General features: G+C 70.5%; 16 protein-coding genes. 5 read left to right on the plus strand and 11 right to left on the minus strand.

Annotated elements, in window-relative coordinates:
• Positions 1 to 34 precede the first annotated feature (34 nt).
• Positions 35 to 1,234: a homogentisate 1,2-dioxygenase gene (locus tag ASC61_RS11095; protein ID WP_056211870.1), complete on the minus strand. Its 1,200-nt coding sequence runs from the start codon at positions 1,232 to 1,234 to the stop codon at positions 35 to 37.
• Between the two features lie 67 nt (positions 1,235 to 1,301).
• On the opposite strand from ASC61_RS11095, the gene ASC61_RS11100 reads away from it, so the two are divergent.
• Together ASC61_RS11100 and fahA are read left to right on the plus strand one after the other, a co-directional pair.
• A complete protein-coding gene (locus tag ASC61_RS11100; RefSeq protein WP_157439458.1) occupies positions 1,302 to 2,126 on the plus strand; it encodes a hypothetical protein in 825 nt (274 codons plus the stop codon).
• Entirely contained in the window at positions 2,123 to 3,268 is a 1,146-nt protein-coding gene (gene fahA, locus ASC61_RS11105) for a fumarylacetoacetase (RefSeq protein WP_056211872.1), read from the plus strand. The genes ASC61_RS11100 and fahA overlap by 4 nt, the downstream gene beginning before the upstream one ends.
• A gap of 86 nt (positions 3,269 to 3,354) precedes the next feature.
• Here the strand turns inward: fahA and ASC61_RS11110 are convergent, their stop codons facing one another.
• From ASC61_RS11110 to ASC61_RS11135, 6 genes are all read right to left on the minus strand, one after another.
• A complete protein-coding gene (locus tag ASC61_RS11110; RefSeq protein ID WP_056211874.1) occupies positions 3,355 to 3,987 on the minus strand; it encodes an IclR family transcriptional regulator in 633 nt (210 codons plus the stop codon).
• A 38-nt stretch (positions 3,988 to 4,025) separates the two neighbouring features.
• Positions 4,026 to 5,390 carry an FAD-binding oxidoreductase gene (locus ASC61_RS11115; protein WP_056211875.1) on the minus strand — a complete coding sequence of 455 codons (1,365 nt, stop codon included), beginning with the start codon at positions 5,388 to 5,390 and terminating at the stop codon, positions 4,026 to 4,028.
• Positions 5,391 to 5,397: 7 nt separating this feature from the next.
• Entirely contained in the window at positions 5,398 to 6,531 is a 1,134-nt protein-coding gene (locus tag ASC61_RS11120; RefSeq protein ID WP_056211877.1) for an AI-2E family transporter, read from the minus strand.
• Between the two features lie 35 nt (positions 6,532 to 6,566).
• Entirely contained in the window at positions 6,567 to 7,502 is a 936-nt protein-coding gene (locus ASC61_RS11125) for a zinc metalloprotease (RefSeq protein ID WP_056211880.1), read from the minus strand.
• Between the two features lie 71 nt (positions 7,503 to 7,573).
• Positions 7,574 to 8,251, minus strand: a complete 678-nt coding sequence (locus tag ASC61_RS11130; protein WP_056211881.1) for a uracil-DNA glycosylase — start codon at positions 8,249 to 8,251, stop codon at positions 7,574 to 7,576.
• Positions 8,248 to 9,396: an MFS transporter gene (locus tag ASC61_RS11135; RefSeq protein WP_056211883.1), complete on the minus strand. Its 1,149-nt coding sequence runs from the start codon at positions 9,394 to 9,396 to the stop codon at positions 8,248 to 8,250. The genes ASC61_RS11130 and ASC61_RS11135 overlap by 4 nt, the downstream gene beginning before the upstream one ends.
• Before the next feature lie 45 nt (positions 9,397 to 9,441).
• Here ASC61_RS11135 and ASC61_RS11140 point away from each other — a divergent pair, with 45 nt between their 5' ends.
• Positions 9,442 to 10,665 carry an MFS transporter gene (locus ASC61_RS11140; RefSeq protein ID WP_056211885.1) on the plus strand — a complete coding sequence of 408 codons (1,224 nt, stop codon included), beginning with the start codon at positions 9,442 to 9,444 and terminating at the stop codon, positions 10,663 to 10,665.
• Positions 10,666 to 10,671: 6 nt separating this feature from the next.
• Here ASC61_RS11140 and ald read toward each other — a convergent pair whose 3' ends face one another.
• On the minus strand, positions 10,672 to 11,781 hold the full coding sequence (gene ald, locus ASC61_RS11145; protein WP_056211887.1) for an alanine dehydrogenase: 1,110 nt from the start codon (positions 11,779 to 11,781) through the stop codon (positions 10,672 to 10,674).
• 133 nt (positions 11,782 to 11,914) lie between these two features.
• Here ald and ASC61_RS11150 point away from each other — a divergent pair, with 133 nt between their 5' ends.
• Together ASC61_RS11150 and ASC61_RS11155 are read left to right on the plus strand one after the other, a co-directional pair.
• On the plus strand, positions 11,915 to 12,382 hold the full coding sequence (locus tag ASC61_RS11150) for an Lrp/AsnC family transcriptional regulator (RefSeq protein ID WP_235503539.1): 468 nt from the start codon (positions 11,915 to 11,917) through the stop codon (positions 12,380 to 12,382).
• A complete protein-coding gene (locus ASC61_RS11155; RefSeq protein WP_056211891.1) occupies positions 12,379 to 12,771 on the plus strand; it encodes an OsmC family protein in 393 nt (130 codons plus the stop codon). The genes ASC61_RS11150 and ASC61_RS11155 overlap by 4 nt, the downstream gene beginning before the upstream one ends.
• Here the strand turns inward: ASC61_RS11155 and ASC61_RS11160 are convergent.
• Genes ASC61_RS11160 through ASC61_RS11170 form a run of 3 tightly spaced genes read right to left on the minus strand, consistent with a single transcriptional unit; the run spans position 12,758 to position 15,850 of the window.
• Entirely contained in the window at positions 12,758 to 13,363 is a 606-nt protein-coding gene (locus tag ASC61_RS11160; protein WP_056211893.1) for a GNAT family N-acetyltransferase, read from the minus strand. The two genes, ASC61_RS11155 and ASC61_RS11160, sit on opposite strands and share 14 nt — an antisense overlap.
• 39 nt (positions 13,364 to 13,402) lie before the next feature.
• Positions 13,403 to 14,839 carry an alpha,alpha-trehalose-phosphate synthase (UDP-forming) gene (locus tag ASC61_RS11165; protein ID WP_442854219.1) on the minus strand — a complete coding sequence of 479 codons (1,437 nt, stop codon included), beginning with the start codon at positions 14,837 to 14,839 and terminating at the stop codon, positions 13,403 to 13,405.
• Positions 14,840 to 14,860: 21 nt separating this feature from the next.
• Positions 14,861 to 15,850: a Gfo/Idh/MocA family protein gene (locus ASC61_RS11170; RefSeq protein WP_056211897.1), complete on the minus strand. Its 990-nt coding sequence runs from the start codon at positions 15,848 to 15,850 to the stop codon at positions 14,861 to 14,863.
• Positions 15,851 to 15,890 lie beyond the last annotated feature (40 nt).

The raw sequence follows: 15,890 nt of genomic DNA on the forward strand, positions 1-15,890 counted from the left end.
ACCTTCTCAGAGCAGGGTGTCGGCGCATCAGCGGCTATGAGTCCAGCGTCCGGCCGGCCCACGTCCAGGCGTACGCGTCGTCCTCGGCGGCGAGCCCGCCCTCGCCGAGCTCGAGCGGCCGGAACGTGTCGACCATGACCGCGAGCTCGTCGAACGCCTCGGCGCCGAGGCTCGCCTCGATCGCGCTCGGCTGCGGCCCGTGGGCGTACCCGCCGGGGTGCAGCGAGATCGAGCCCTTGTCGATGCCCGAGCCCTTGCGGGCCTCGTAGTCGCCGTCGACGTAGAACATGACCTCGTCGGAGTCGACGTTGGAGTGGTAGTAGGGCACCGGGATCGCGAGCGGGTGGTAGTCGACCTTGCGCGGCACGAAGTTGCAGACCACGAAGTTCTGCCCCTCGAACACCTGGTGCACCGGTGGGGGCTGGTGCACGCGGCCGGTGATGGGCTCGTAGTCCGAGACGTTGAACGTGTAGGGGTAGAGGCAGCCGTCCCAGCCGACCACGTCGAAGGGATGCGTGTCGTACGTCATCCGGCTGCCGACGATGCCGTTGGCACCGGAGCCGCGGTGCTTGACCAGAACCTCGACGTCGGTGCCCTCGACGAGCAGCGGCGCGTCGGGTCCGTGCAGGTCGCGCTCGCAGTAGGGCGCGTGCTCGAGCAGCTGGCCGTAGCGCGACAGATAGCGCTTGGGCGGTGCGACGTGGCTGTTGGACTCGATCGCGTATGCCTTGACGACGCCGTCAGGGACCCAGCGGTGCGTCGTGGCGCGGGGAATGATGACGTAGTCGCCGGTGCGGAACGACAGCGCGCCGAAGACCGTCTCGACCGTGCCGGAGCCGGCCTCGATGAAGACGCACTCGTCCCCGACCGCGTTGCGATAGAGGGGCGAGGGCGCGCTGCCCACGACGTACGCGATGCGGACGTCACCGTTGCCGAGCACGAGGCGGCGGCCGGTGACGAGATCCGTGGTCGCCGGGTCGGAGTCGGCGAACAGCGAGGGCAGGCGCAGGTGGCGCGGCTTGAGCGGGTGGTTGGCGGTCGGGGCGTGGTCGGGCAGGTCCCAGACCTCCGACGCGACGATGCCCGACGGGACGCCCAGGTGGTAGAGCAGCGACGAGTCGCTCGAGAAGCCCTCCTCGCCCATGAGCTCCTCGCGGTGCAGGGCACCCTCGGGCGTACGGAACTGGGTGTGGCGCTTGGGCGGGATCTGCCCGACGCTGCGGTAGTGGGCCACGAGGACTCCTGTGTCCGGATAACGGATACAACTATCCGATAATAACATGAGCCGCTAGGGTGGGGACGTGCCGATTCCTGCCAGTCTCACCGGGTTGGTCGACGACGCCGCGATGTTCCCGCCCGGCAATGCACCACTCGACGTCGCGATCCGTGAGCACCTCGCCCACCGGTCCAGTGCATACGCCCCGCTGATCGGGCCGCTGCTGGTCCGCGACGCGGATGTCGCTCGCGTGGCGGGGCTGACCGACGAGCCGTTGGAGATCGGGATCATCGCGACCTCGAGCCCGGGCGGGCTCGACCAGTCGGTCGCCGACCTGCACGACTTCCCCCACGTCCGGGTGATCGCGTTCGAGCTCCCGCTGGGCGACGTGTCGGCGGCGGAGCTGATCTCTGCGCTGACCGTCCCGGACGGCGTCACGGTGTCGGTCGAGCTGCCGCGTGCGCCGGCCGGCCCCGGCACAGGATGGATCGGTGCTGCGGACGAGATCAGCGCCGCCGGCTGGCAGGTCAAGTTCCGCACCGGCGGGGTCGAGGCGTCGGCGTACCCCGACGAGCAGGAGCTCGCGGCGGTGCTCGCCGCGTTGGTGCCGCGCCGGTTCAAGCTGACCGCGGGTCTGCACCGCGCCGTGCGGAACACCCAGGCCGGGACGGGCTTCGAGCAGCACGGGTTCGTCAACGTCATGGTCGCGGTCCGCCGGTTGCTGGCTGGTGCGGCGACCGGCGAGGCGGCTGAGGTGCTGGCGATCCGCGATGGTGGCAGGCTGGCGGCCGAGATCGGGTCGTGGACTGCAGACGACGCCGCTGCCGTGCGCGAGACGTTCCGCGGCTTCGGCTGCTGCGGTGTGGCCGAACCCTGTGAAGACCTCCTCGAGCTGGGACTGATCGCATGACCGGATTCGGAATCGACCACCTGCCGTACGGCGTCGCGTCGCGCTCAGGCCGTGACCTCGTGGTCGTACGCCTCGACGACGACGTCATCGACCTCGCGGCGTTGGCGTCGGCATCGCCGCCCGGGTTCGACCCGGCCGTCCTGGCCGGACCGTCCCTGGCACCGCTGATGGCGGCCGGTGCAGGCGTGTGGGCGGACGTACGCGCGTGGCTGCAGGACGTCCTGCCCGATTCGTCGGTCGGGTGCATCCCGCTGGCCGAGGTCGAGATGCAGATGCCGTTCGCGGTCGCGGACTATGTCGACTTCTACGCCTCCTTGAACCACGCCTCGAACGTCGGCAGGATCTTCCGCCCCGACGCCGAGCCCTTGTTGCCGAACTGGCGGCACCTGCCGGTCGGCTACCACGGTCGCGCCGGCACCGTCGTCCCGTCGGGCACCCCGATCGTCCGCCCCGCCGGTCAACGCCGGCCCGGACCGGACGGGCGTCCCCGCTTCGGGCCGTCGGAGGCGCTGGACATCGAGGCTGAGCTCGGCTTCGTCGTGGGTGCCCCGAGCCGCATGGGCGAGCCCGTGCCGGCCGGGGCGTTCGCCGATCACGTGTTCGGCGTGACGTTGCTCAACGACTGGTCGGCCCGCGACATCCAGGCGTGGGAGTACGTCCCGCTCGGGCCGTTCCTGGGCAAGTCGTTCGCGACCTCGATCTCGCCGTGGATCACCCCCCTCGCCGCGCTCGACGATGCGCGGGTGCCGTTGCCGGGACAGGACCCGGAGCCGCTGGACTACCTGCAGGTCGCCGAGCCGGCCGGATACGCCATCGACCTGGAGGTCGTGGTCAACGGCACCGTCGTGGCGCGGCCGCCGTACGGCTCGATGTACTGGTCGCCCGCGCAGATGCTGGCCCACATGACGGTCAACGGCGCCTCGCTGCGTACCGGCGACCTCTACGGCTCGGGCACGATCTCCGGCCCCGAGCGCGCTCAGCGAGGATCGTTCCTCGAGCTGTCATGGGGTGGCACCGAGCCGTTCACCCTTGACGACGGGGCCACGCGCACGTACCTCCAGGACGGTGACACCGTCATCCTGCGCGCCACCGCCGGCACGGTCACCCTCGGCGAGGTCGCCGGCACGCTCACCTCCCCCTGAGCGGTGGATTCTCCACGTTTACGCCTGAGCGGTGGATGTTCCACCGTATGGCCGCTCATACGGTGGAAGATCCACCGCACGAGGGCTTAGGCCAGCGCTTCGGCGACGGCTTTGGCGGCCGCGAGCACGAGCGGCTCGACGGTCCTGGCGTCGATGTCGTGGAGGCTGACGACGCCGACGGACGCCTCGAGGCCTGGCACGCCCCGCACCGGCGCCGCCAGCCCGGCAGCACCGGGCTGGAGCTCGCCGGACGTGCTCGCGACACCGTCCCCGTCGGCGCGACCGAGGAGGATCGCCTTGCCCGCCGCACCGGCATCGAGGGGGTGACGCGCACCGACCCGGTAGGCCACGTGCATGTCGCTGCGGCTCGGCTCGACGACGACCAGCGCCACCGCGTCCTCGCCGTCGGCGATCGTCAGGTGCGCCGTCGTCCCAGTGGCGTCGGCGAGCCGCGTGAGCGCCGGGGTCGCCCGTGACTTCAGCTCGGGCAGGTACGCGTTGCGGAACGCCATCATGCCGAACCCGGCGCCGATGCGGCCATGCTCGTCGCGATGCAGCAGGTCGTGCTCCTCGAGCGTGACGATGAGCCGGTAGGCCACGGTGCGGCTGATCCCCAGCGACTCGGCGATCTCGTTGATCGTGAACCGGGACTCCGACGCGGCGACGAGGCCGAGGATGCGCAGCCCACGGTCTAGCGTCTGCGCGGTCTCGGCTGCCATCGGTCCTCCTCGGTTCGGTCGTTGAAGTCTGGCAGGCGTCAGAGCACGGCACCGGGATTGAGGATGCCCTGCGGATCGAGGGCGGCCTTGACCCGGCGGTTGAGGTCCATGACCTCGGGGCCGAGGTAGGCCGGCAGCCACTCCTTCTTGAGCCGGCCCACGCCGTGCTCGCCCGTGATCGTGCCGCCGAGGCCGATCGCGAGATCCATGATCTGACCGTATGCCGCTTGGGCGCGCGCGGTCTCGTCGGGATCGGAGGCGTCGAACACGATCAGGGGGTGCGTGTTGCCGTCGCCGGCGTGGGCGACCACCGCGACCGTGATGACGTGTTCGGCAGCGATCGCCTCGATGCCGCGGACCAGCGCGCCCAGCTCGGGCACCGGGACGCCGACGTCCTCGAGCAGCAGCGACCCCTGACGCTCCAGCGACGGGATGACCATGCGGCGCGCCAAGACGAACGCCTCACCGGTGTCGGCGTCATCGGTCGAGAACACCTCGGTGCTGCGGTTGGCCTGACACAGGGCGGTGACCTCGGTGATCTCGGCGACGCCGTGGGTCGCCGGTTCGTCGGACTGCACGACCAGCATCGCCTCGGCAGTGCGGTCGAGACCCATCTTGGTGACGTCCTCGACGGCATTGATCGAGGTGCGATCCATGAGCTCGAGCATCGCCGGGCGCATCGTGCGGGTGATGTCGAGAACCGTCCGGGTGGCGTCGTCGAGCGACGCGAACGTGGCGACGAGCGTGCAGGGCGGGCGCTGCGCCGGCACGAGCCGCAGCACGACGCGGGTGATGATCCCGAGCGTGCCTTCGCTGCCGACGAACAGCTTGGTCAGGGACAGCCCGGCAGCGTCCTTGAGCCGTGGACCGCCGAGCTCCACCAGCGTGCCGTCGGCGAGGACCACTGTCATGCCCAGCACGTAGTCGCTCGTGACGCCGTACTTGACGCAGCACAGCCCGCCTGCGTTGGTCGCGACGTTGCCGCCGATCGAGCAGATCTCGTACGACGACGGGTCCGGCGGGTACCAGAGCCCGTGCTCGGCGGCAGCGGCCTTGACCTCGGCGTTGAGGGCGCCGGGCTCGGCGACAGCGATGCGGGTCGCCGGGTCGACGTCGATCGCCCGCATGCGCTCCAGGGAGACGACGAGGCAGCCGGAGAGCGCCGATGCCCCGCCCGAGAGCCCCGATCCGGCGCCACGGGGGACGACCGCGAGGCCGTGCCGGCTGGCAAAACGTACGGCTGCCTGTACGTCGGCGGCCGACGTCGCGCGTACGACCGCGAGTGGGACCCCTGCTGCGGGGTCGTTGGCCCGGTCCCACCGATAGCCGGCCATGCGGTCCGGGTCGGTCAGCAACGCTCCATCGGGCAGCTCGGCGGCGAGCTCGGCGAGATCGGGCGTCACGACCTGGTCAGTCCTCGGCGAGAGTCTCGGCGGACTCCGAGTCTTCCTTGGGTGCCAGGACCGAGACGGAGTCGTCGATCCGCTCGTTGAGGTAGCGCAGGATCTCGGCGACCGTCGCCACGACCGGCACCGCGAGGAAGGCCCCGGTGATGCCGAACAGGGTGCTGCCGGCGGTCACCGAGAGCAGGACGACAGCGGGGTGGAGGTTCATGTTCTTGCCCTGCAGCCACGGCGACAGGACGTTGCCCTCGAGCTGCTGCACGGCGACGACGATGCCCATCGCGATCAGGGCATCGTTGGTGCCGTTCGTGACGAGCGTGACGAGCACCGCGAGCGCGCCGCTGACGAACGCACCGATGATCGGGATGTACGCACCGAAGAACGTGACGACGCCGAGGGGGACCGCCAGTGGCGAGCCGAGGATCGCGAGACCGCCGCCGATGATGACGGCGTCGATCAGGGCGACCAAGGTCTGGGTGCGGATGAAGCCGCCGAGCGTGTCCCAGGACCGCTCGAGCACCTCGACCAGGTGCACGCCGGCGCGCTGACCGCCGATGGCCTTGACCCATGGCAGGAACTTGTGACCGTCCTTGACGAAGAAGAACGTGAGCATCAGGACCAGCACGAGGTTGACGATGACGGACGTTGCCGTGCCGATCGTCGTGAAGACTCCCGAGCTGATCGCGCTGGCGCTCTCGGTGAGCTTGTCCTGGACCGCCGAGATGGCGCTGGTGATCTGTCCTTCCGAGAGGTTGAGGGGCTTGCCGGTCAACCAGTCGTGGATCTCCTGCAGGCCGTCGGACGCCCCGGCCGCCACCTCGTCGGCCTGGCCCGCCACCTGGGGAGTGAGCAACGCGATGCTGCCGACGACTGCGCCGATGAACCCGAGCACGATCGCGACGGCGGCGAGCGCGTCCGGCCAGCCCTTGGACCGCAGCCACGCGGCGGGCGGACCGAGCACCGTCGTGACGATCAGTGCCAGCGAGACAGGATAGATGACCATCCAGATCGTGCCGATGAACTGACTGACGACCCAGGCCGCCACTCCGATGACGATGATCCGCAGGCCCCAGCGCTGCAGGTGGGCGAGCCCGTCGTCGATGACGACCGCGCGATCGCGGATTCGGTTGTCGTTGGCCACCCGCTCAGCCTAGGGGTAGCAGGGGCCCAACGCTCCTAGCCGGCGCCGCCCGCACGGAAGTCGACCCATGCGTCGTTCATGCGCTCGACCTGACCGGCCGTGAACATGTTCATGCAGGAGTCCTGGCTGTAGTCCATGAAGTTGTGGATCGGGTCCTTGCCGGGTGCGGTGCAGGTGTCGGCGCCGGTGGGGCAGTCGAACTGCGCCTGGCCCTCGCGCGGGGTGTCTGCCACGAAGTCGCCCGACGCCGAGCAGCCGCTCTTGAACGTGTGCTCGAGCATCAACCAGTGGCCGACCTCGTGGGTCAGGGTGTCGCCGAGGGAGTACTTGCCCTGGTTGCCGCCGGGCATCGACTCGTCGAGCATCACGACGCCGTCGATGAAGTCGCGACCGTGGTTGTAGCCCTTGGGGAAGTAGGCCCAGCCGAGGAGCCCCGCGCCGATGTTGGCCGAGTAGACGTTGAGCGTCGTGGAGTCGCCCTCGTAGAGCTCCTGCTTCATGTCGCGCTCGTTCTTGCCGGGCACGACGGTGTACCACGCCGGGTTGATCGTCCAGGTGATCCTGGTGAGGCCGAACCGGAACGGCGAGTTGGCGGCGTTGGCGGCGGTCCTGCCCGAGTAGGAGTCGTTGAGGACCTTCATCTGGGCCGTGATCATCGTGGTCCAGCGCGTCTTCTCCGCGGTCGAGAGCGCGTGGTCGGAGACGACGTGGAAGACCGTCGGGATGTGCACGCTGCCGTTGGGCAGGCGGGGCGCATCCTTGAGGACGCCGTAGGCGTTCGCCTCGTTCTTGGAGTAGAGCGCCGGCTCCTTGGCGGTGCTGCCCTTGGTCACCCGCGCCGCGCTGGGTGCGCAGGAGTCCGCGCCGGGCGAGGCGGCCGCCGAGACGGTCTGGCTGGCTCCGGCGGCGGTCATGAGACCGCCGACCAAGGCAGCGACGGGCATCCAACGCATCATCGAGCTACGGCGCATGGTGTTTTCCCCTTGATCACGGTGGTTTCAGACAAGGTACGCCTTGCAGGGACCGGTCGGCGACGGTTTGCCTAGACCTGCAGCCGCCAGTCCACGGGCTCGATGCCTTGGGCGGCGAGCAGCTCGTTGGCCCGGCTGAAAGGCTTGGAGCCGAAGAATCCACGCGAGGCCGACAGCGGGCTGGGGTGCACCGACTCGATGCGCGGCACGTCGCCCAGCATCGGCGCCAGGCCCTGTGCGTCGCGGCCCCAAAGGATCGCCACGAGTGGGGTGCGGCGCGCGACGAGCGCCCGGATCGCCTGCTCGGTGACGGCCTCCCAGCCCTTGCCGCGATGACTGGCCGGCGCGCCGGGTCGCACGGTCAGGACGCGGTTGAGCAGCAGCACTCCCTGCCGGGCCCACGGGGTGAGGTCGCCGGACGGGGACCGCGGGATGCCGAGGTCGGCCTCGAGCTCGGTGAAGATGTTGACGAGGCTGCGGGGGAGCGGGCGCACGTCTGGCGCCACCGAGAACGACAGCCCGACGGGATGACCAGGGGTGGGATAGGGGTCCTGGCCTGTGATCAGCACGCGTACGTCCGACATCGGCTCGGCGAACGCGCGCAGGATGCGGTCGCCGGCCGGCAGGTAGGGACGCCCGGCGGCGATCTCGTCGCGGAGGAACTGGCCCATCGCGTGGATCTGGTCCTCGACCGGCGCCAGCGCCTCGGCCCAGTCCGGCGCCATGATCTCGGCCAACGGCCTCGTCATGCCACTTCCTTGCGCAGCGCCGACGGAGCGAGCAGGCCGGCCAGCAGGCACCCGACGATCGGCACCGCGAACGCCGTGGTGAGTGAGACCCAGTTGGTGAGGATGCCGATGATCGCCGGTCCCGCGAGCAGCCCGAGGTAGCCGGTGCCGGTGACCCGGGCGAGGTAGGTGCCGGCCGCGGCCGGGTCGATGTTGCCGGCGGCGCTGAAGAACTGCGGGACGCATCCGGCGAGCCCGACACCGAAGACCGCCCAGGCGGCGATCGCCACGGCCGGGTTGGGCGCGAGCGCCGCCCCGAGCAGTCCGGCCGCACCGACGAGCGCGGCCCGTTGGACGTACGCCGCAGCGCCGATGCGCGCGACGACGCGGTCGGCCACCAGGCGCACGAGCGTCATCGTGATCGAGAACGCGCCGAAGGCCCAGGCGGCGACCGTCTTGCTGGCGTCGAGGGAGTCGTGCAGGTGGACCGTGCTCCAGTCGTAGGCGACGCCCTCCGACAGCAGCAGCATGAAGGCGAGCAGCGACAGGACGACGACTCGCGGCGTCCACGGCGCGTGGGCGCGCGGCACACCGGACTCGCGGATCGTGCCGGGCGAGGGCGGCAGCAGCGTGGGCCGGACCGCGAGCGTGAGGACCAGGCCGAGCGTGCCGGCGCCGGCGAGGGTCAGGCGGACGTCGACGTCGAGGGCGATCAGACCGCCGCCGGTGATCGATGCGAGCAGCCCGCCGAGGGAGAAGAACGCGTGGAACGCGCTGATGATGGGCCGGCCGTACGCGCGCTCGACCTCGACGGCCTGGGCGTTCTGCGACACGTCGATGACGCCGTTGAACGCACCGAGGAGCGCCAGGGCGACGGCGAGCACCGGGACGTTGGTCGCGAGGCCGGGCCCGACGAGGCACGCGCTCAGCGCGAGTCCGGCGATCACCACGACGACGCGGCTGCCGAAGCGGTCGATGAGCCGGCCGCCGACCTGCATGCCGAGCAGCGCGCTGCCACCCAGGAGCAGCAGCAGGTAGCCCAGCACCACGGTGCTGGCGCCCGTGCGGTCGCGGATCTCGGGGATGTTGACGACCCACATGCCGAGGAGGAAGCCGTTGAGGGCGAAGATCGCGAACGTCGACCGTCTCGCGGCTGATGGCGGCATGCTCCGACCCTATCGAGGCCGCCGGTGCCCTACAGTTGTCAGGCTGTGTCAGCAATCGCCGCCTACCGCGCACTCCTGCGGATCGTCGGGCCCGCCTACATCCTCGTAGCCTTCCTCGGGCGGATCCCGCTTGCCATGAGCCAGCTCGGCGTCCTGGTGCTGGTGAGCTCCGAGCTCGACAGCTACGGCGCGGGCGGCGCCGCGGCGGGCATCCTCGCGATCGCCAACGCCATCGGCTCACCGCTCGCCGGCGCGCTCGCCGACCGCATCGGACAGCGGCCCGTCGTGCTCGTGCAGTCGCTCGTCGGCGCCGCCGGTCTCGCGTCGGTCGTGCTCGTGACGGGTCCCGACGCCTCGCGGGCGCTGATCTTCGCGGTGGCCGGCGTCACCGGGTTCGCGATGCCCCAGGTAGGGCCGCTGGCGCGCGTACGCTGGCGCCCCATCACGCGCGACGAGGGCGATCAACGTCGCTTGGTGGACGCGGCGTTCTCGTACGAAGGGGCGGCCGACGAGGCGTCGTTCGTGCTCGGCCCGGCGATGATCGGTGTCCTCGCGATCCTGGCGGAACCCTCCGGCGCGCTCCTGGCGGCGGCGGCGATCCTCGCGGTCTTCGGGTCGTGGTTCGCGATCCACTGGACCTCCGAGCTCGTCGCGAAACGGTCGACGACCGGCGGGGCCGGCTCCGAACCGCTGTGGTCCGTCGCCTTCGCGGTGCTCGTGGTCGCGCAGCTGTGCATCGGCACGATCTTCGGCAGCGTCCAGACCGGCACCGCGGTGCTGGCCCGCGCCGATGGCCACGCCGGCAGCGCGGGACTGATTCACGCGGTGCTGGGCATCGGCAGCGTCACCGCCGGGCTCGCGATCACGGCCCTGCCCGAGCGCATCCTGTACGCCACGCGGATGCTCGTCGCGGCGATCGGTCTGCTCCTGCTGTCGGCGCCGTTGCTGCTGGTCGACTCGATCGGCTCGCTGGTGCTGGTCATCGCGCTGCTGGGGTTCGCCGTGGCGCCCTACATGATCAGCAACTTCGCCCTTGCCGGAATCCTCGTGCCGGTGCACCGGGTCGGCACCGCGATGACGCTGCTCGCCGGGGCGACCGGGATCGGGTATGCCTTGGGCGCCTCGATCGCCGGACGGCTCGCCGACGAGGGCGGGCACACGCCCGCGTTCGCGGTCACGGTCGGCGCGGCAGGAGTCGCGGTGCTGCTGGCCGGGCTGGCCAACAAGGCGCTCCGAGAAGCCCGCCCGTACGTCCCCCTCGGTCCTTGAGCCAGCTCAGAGCTGGTCGAGCGGGGTGACCTCGAGCTCGAGGGCTTCGCCGACGGCGGCGTTGACGAGCTGGCCGTCGTGCGTGCTCAGGCCACCGGCGAGTGCCGCATCGTCCGTCACGGCCTTCTTCCAGCCCTTGTCGGCGAGCGCCACGGCGTAGGGCAGGGTCACGTTGGTCAGCGCGTACGTCGACGTGCGCGGCACGGCGCCCGGCATGTTGGCGACGCAGTAGAAGATCGAGTCGTGGACCTTGAACGTCGGGTCGTCATGGGTCGTGGCGTGCGAGCTCTCGAAGCAGCCGCCCTGGTCGATCGCGATGTCGACCAGCACGGAGCCGGGCCGCATGCGTGCCACGAGGTCGTCGCTGACGATCTTGGGTGCCTTGGCGCCGGGCACCAGCACCGCGCCGATGACCAGGTCGGCGCGGGTGACGGCCTTCTCGACCGCGAACGCATTGGACGCCACGGTCGTGATCATGCCGGCGAAGCGGGCGTCCACCTGGCGGAGCTTGGCGACGTCGAGGTCCAGGATCTCGACGCGGGCACCCATGCCCCGGGCGACCTCGGCGGCATTGACGCCCGAGACGCCTGCGCCGATGACGACGACGTCCGCGGGGTAGACGCCCGGCACGCCGCCGGGCAGCACGCCGCGGCCGCCGTTGCTCGCCATGAGGTGCTGGAACCCGACCTGCGGGGCGAGTCGGCCGGCGACCTCGGACATGGGTGCCAGCAGCGGCAGCGAGCGGTCCGGCAGCTGCACCGTCTCGTACGCGATCGATGTCGTGCCCGCTGACAACAGGGCGTCGGTGCACTCGCGGCTCGCGGCGAGGTGGAGGTAGGTGAACAGCGTCTGGCCGCGGCGCATGCGGCCGTACTCCTCGGCGATCGGCTCCTTGACCTTGAGCACCAGCTCGGCGTCAGCCCAGACGTCGTCGGCGCGATCGAGGATCTTGGCGCCCGCCGCGACGTACTCGTCATCGGTGATCGACGAGCCGAGGCCGGCGTCGTGCTCGATGACGACGTCGTGGCCGTGCCGCGTCAGCTCGTGGACGCCCGCGGGCGTGATCGCGACGCGGTACTCGTGGTTCTTGACCTCGCGTGGGACACCGACCAGCATGACGTGCTCCTTCAGACGGAATAGTGCTTCCATGGTGAATCAACTGCGGTTCAGTGCGCAACTGAGCGAACAAGATTCTGTATGATGGGGCACCACCGCCCATAACACCGAACCGCGACCCGCAGGAGTGCCCGTGCCGAATGATGTTCGCGAGCTCGACGACATCGACCAGAGGATCGTCGCGGAGCTGCGCCGTCAGGGCCGGCTGCCCAACAACGCGCTGGCCGACAAGGTCGGCATCGCCGCCTCCACGTGCCTGACCCGGCTGCGCAGCCTGGTGGACCGCGGCGTCATCGCCGGCTTCCACGCAGAGGTCGACCCGGCGTGGATCGGCCGACCGATCCAGGCCATGATCGCGGTGCGTCTGCGCGGCGACGCCCGCGGCGCGATCAACGAGTTCTCCGACCGGCTCGCCGGGATGCCCGAGGTGCTCAACGTCTACTTCCTCGCCGGTGCCGACGACTTCCACGTGCACGTCGCCGCGCAGGATCCCGACGACCTGCGGGCGTTCGTCGTCGACCACCTCAGCTCGGCGCCGGAGGTCGCGCTGACCGAGACCAACCTGATCTTCGAGCACAAGAGGGGCAGACTGGCTGAATGACGACGATCCAGGCAACGTTCCGGACGATTCCCGGCACCCAGGCGGCCGAGGGACGCACGGGTGCGCACGCCGTCGTCGTCGACCGGCCGGCCGGTGTCGCCGGGGGAGCCGGAGCCGGCATGAACGGGGGACAGCTGCTCGCGCTCGCGATCGGCGGCTGCCTCGCCAACGACGTCCGCTACGTCGCGGCGGTCCGCCACGACACGATCGACGACGTGCAGGTCGACGTGTCGCTCGAGATCGAGAACGGGCTCATCACGTCGGGCGACGTCGCCATCCGTCTGGTCGTGCCGGACGGCGTCGACACGGCAGCGCTGGTCGACCAGGCAGTCGCGGCCTCGACAGTGCTGGCGGCCGTACGCGACGGGTTCCCGGTCACGGTGCGCTGACGGCCAGCCGCCGCTCGAGCGCGTCGCGAGCCGTCGGCCACTCGTCGTCGGTCATCGAGAACAGCACGGTGTCGCGCCACGACCCGTCGCGACGGATCCGGTGCTTGCGGAGCACGCCTTCGCGTACGCCGCCGATCCGGGCGACTGCGGTCTGCGAGCGCTCGTTCTTGATGTCGACGTGCCAGACGACGCGGGCGCAGTCGAGGTCGTCGAACGCGTGGCGCAGCAGCAGGAGCTTGGCCTCGGTGTTGACGCCCGTGCGCCAGAAGCGCCGGCCGAGCCAGGTCGAGCCGATCGCGACGGTGCGGACCGCGGGGTCGATGTCGTAGTAGGTCGTGAGGCCGGCAACCTCACCTGATGCCTGGTCGACCTGGACCCAAGGGACCGTGCCGGGCTTGGTCAGGTAGAGACCGACGAGCGCCTCGGCCTGCTCGATCGTGGCGGGCCGGGCGAACGCCTGCCAGGTGAAGACCTCGTCGTCGTCCGACGCCCCGAGCACCCCGGCGGCGTGGTGCGGCTCGAGCTGCTCGAGGCGCACGTGCCTGCCGGCCAGTGTCGGCGCCGAGAAGTAGTCATCAGGGCTCGCGGTCATGCGCCCAACCTATCGAAAGGAGCCTCGACCACCGGTGGCTCAGACGGGGCGGGGGTTCTTGGCGTGCGGGTTGCGGTCCATCGTCAGCTCGCGCAGGAAGTTGGCCGCCCAGAGCTCGATGTCGTTCTCCATGACCTGCTTGCGCATCGCCTTCATGCGGCGGGCGTTCTCGCGCGGGCTGGCGTTGATCGCCGCGAGCATCATGCCCTTCATGCCGTTGATGTCGTGCGGGTTGACCTGGTAGGCCGACTTGAGCTCCGACGCCGCCCCGGCGAACTCGCTCAGCACCAGGGCGCCGCGGTCGTCGTAACGGCACGCGACGTACTCCTTGGCGACGAGGTTCATGCCGTCGCGCAGCGGCGTGACGACCATGACGTCGGCAGCCCGGTAGAGCGCGGCCATCTCGGCGCGCGGGTAGGACGCGTGGAGGTAGGTCACGGGCTGCTGGCCGATGCGTGCGACGTCGCCGTTGATGCGCCCGACGAGCCGGTTGATGTCGTCGCGGAGGATCTTGTACTGGTCGACGCGCTCGCGCGACGGGGTCGCGACCTGCACGAACACCGCGTCGTCGACGTGCAGCGAGCCGTCGCTGATGAGCTCGCCGAACGCACGGAGCCGCTGGCGCAGGCCCTTGGTGTAGTCGAGCCTGTCGATGCCCAGCAGCATGGTCTTCGGGTTGCCGAGGCTCTCGCGGATCTCGGCGGCGCGGGCGATGACCTCGGGCGTACGGGCGAGCTCCTCGAAGCCGGCCGCGTCGATCGAGATCGGGTAGGCCTGCGCGAGGACGGTGCGTCCATCGGGCAGGTAGATCATGTCGCGGTGCGTCTTGTGGCCGACCCGCTGGCGGACGAGGCGCACGAAGTTCTGCGCCGCGCCGGGCATCTGGAAGCCGACCAGGTCCGCGCCGAGCAGCCCCTCGAGGATCTGACGGCGCCACGGCAGCTGCTGGAACAGCTCGGCCGGCGGGAACGGGATGTGCAGGAAGAAGCCGATGCGCAGGTCGGGGCGGAGCTCGCGCAGCATCGTGGGCACGAGCTGCAGCTGGTAGTCCTGCACCCACACGACGGCGTCGGGCTTGGCGACCTTGGCTGCCCGCTCGGCAAAGCGACGGTTGACCCGGACGTACGCGTCCCACCACTCGCGGTGGAACTCCGGCGGCGCGACGACGTCGTGGTAGAGAGGCCAGAGCGTCGAGTTGGAGAAGCCCTCGTAGTACTCGGCGACCTCCTCCTCGCTCAGGTGGACCGGCACGAGGTGCAGGCCGTTGTGCTCGAACGGCTTGAGCTTCTCGTCGGCCGCACCGTGCCAGCCGATCCACGCGCCACCGTTGCGACGCATCACGGGCTCGAGGGCGGTGACCAGGCCGCCGGGGGAGGTGCGCCACATCGTGCCGCCGTCGGGTGACGTCACCCGGTCGACGGGCAGACGGTTGGCGATCACCACGAAGTCTGCGGTTCCCGTCACCATGTCCGGCAGCCTAGCGGTGTGTGTCGAGGCTCACCTGCCGGCGACACCCAGCTGGTCGAGGATCGTTGCCATCTGACGCATGATCGAGACCGTCTCGTCGAGGGGGAGCAGGTCCGACTCGGTTGCTCCGGCGCGCAGGCACGCGGCGACCTCCTCGATCTCATGCGCATACCCGTGACCGGTGACCGGCTCGCTGATCGTGTCGACCGTGCCGTCGTGCCAGTGCGTGAACGAGGTCGCGGTGGGGAAGCGGGACGGCACCTCGATGAGCCCGGCGTCGCCGGCGATCGACGCGCGATTGTCGGTGTGGGCGACCTGGGTCCAGGAGATGCTCGCGACGGCTCCGCTGTCGTACGTGAGCGTGGCTCCGCCGCTGACGTCGATGCCCTCGTCCGACAGCGTCCCCGCAGCCACGATCCCAGCCGGCTCGCCGAGGATCAGGTGCGCGAACGTCAGCGAGTAGACGCCGACGTCGAGCAGCGCGCTCGCCCCGAGCGCCGGGTCCCAGAGTCGTGCCGTCGTGGCCGGGCCGACGAATCCGCGGGCGGCCCTGAGCTCGCCGAGCGTCCCGAGGGCTCCGCCGGTGGCCAGCTCGGCGACCCGGCGGATGTTGGGGTTGGCCCGCATCGCCATCGCCTCGGCGAAGAACAGCCCGCGCGTACGGGCCTCGGCCACGAGCGCCTCCGCGTCGGCGGGGTTCATCGTGAGCGCCTTCTCGCACAGCACCGCCTTGCCGCCCTCGAAGCACGTCATGACGTCCTCGGCGTGGCGGCTGTGCGGGGTCGCGACATAGATGACGTCGACGTCGGGGTCGGCGGCCAGCTCCTCGTACGACCCGTGTGCCCGCGCCGCGCCGAAGCGGTCGGCGAACCTGCGGGCGGCATCGAGCCGGCGCGAGCCCACCGCCGCGAGCTCGTTGCCCTCGACGAGGGCCAGCTCGCGCACGAACGACTCCGCGATGCGACCTGTGGCCAGGATCCCCCACCGGATGGACGTACGTGTCCCCGAATCGGTCGTCATGAGACACAGCCTGCCATTCGGCGAAGCAAATGACACCGGT

The organism is Aeromicrobium sp. Root344 (assembly GCF_001425755.1).
Lineage (GTDB): Bacteria > Actinomycetota > Actinomycetes > Propionibacteriales > Nocardioidaceae > Aeromicrobium.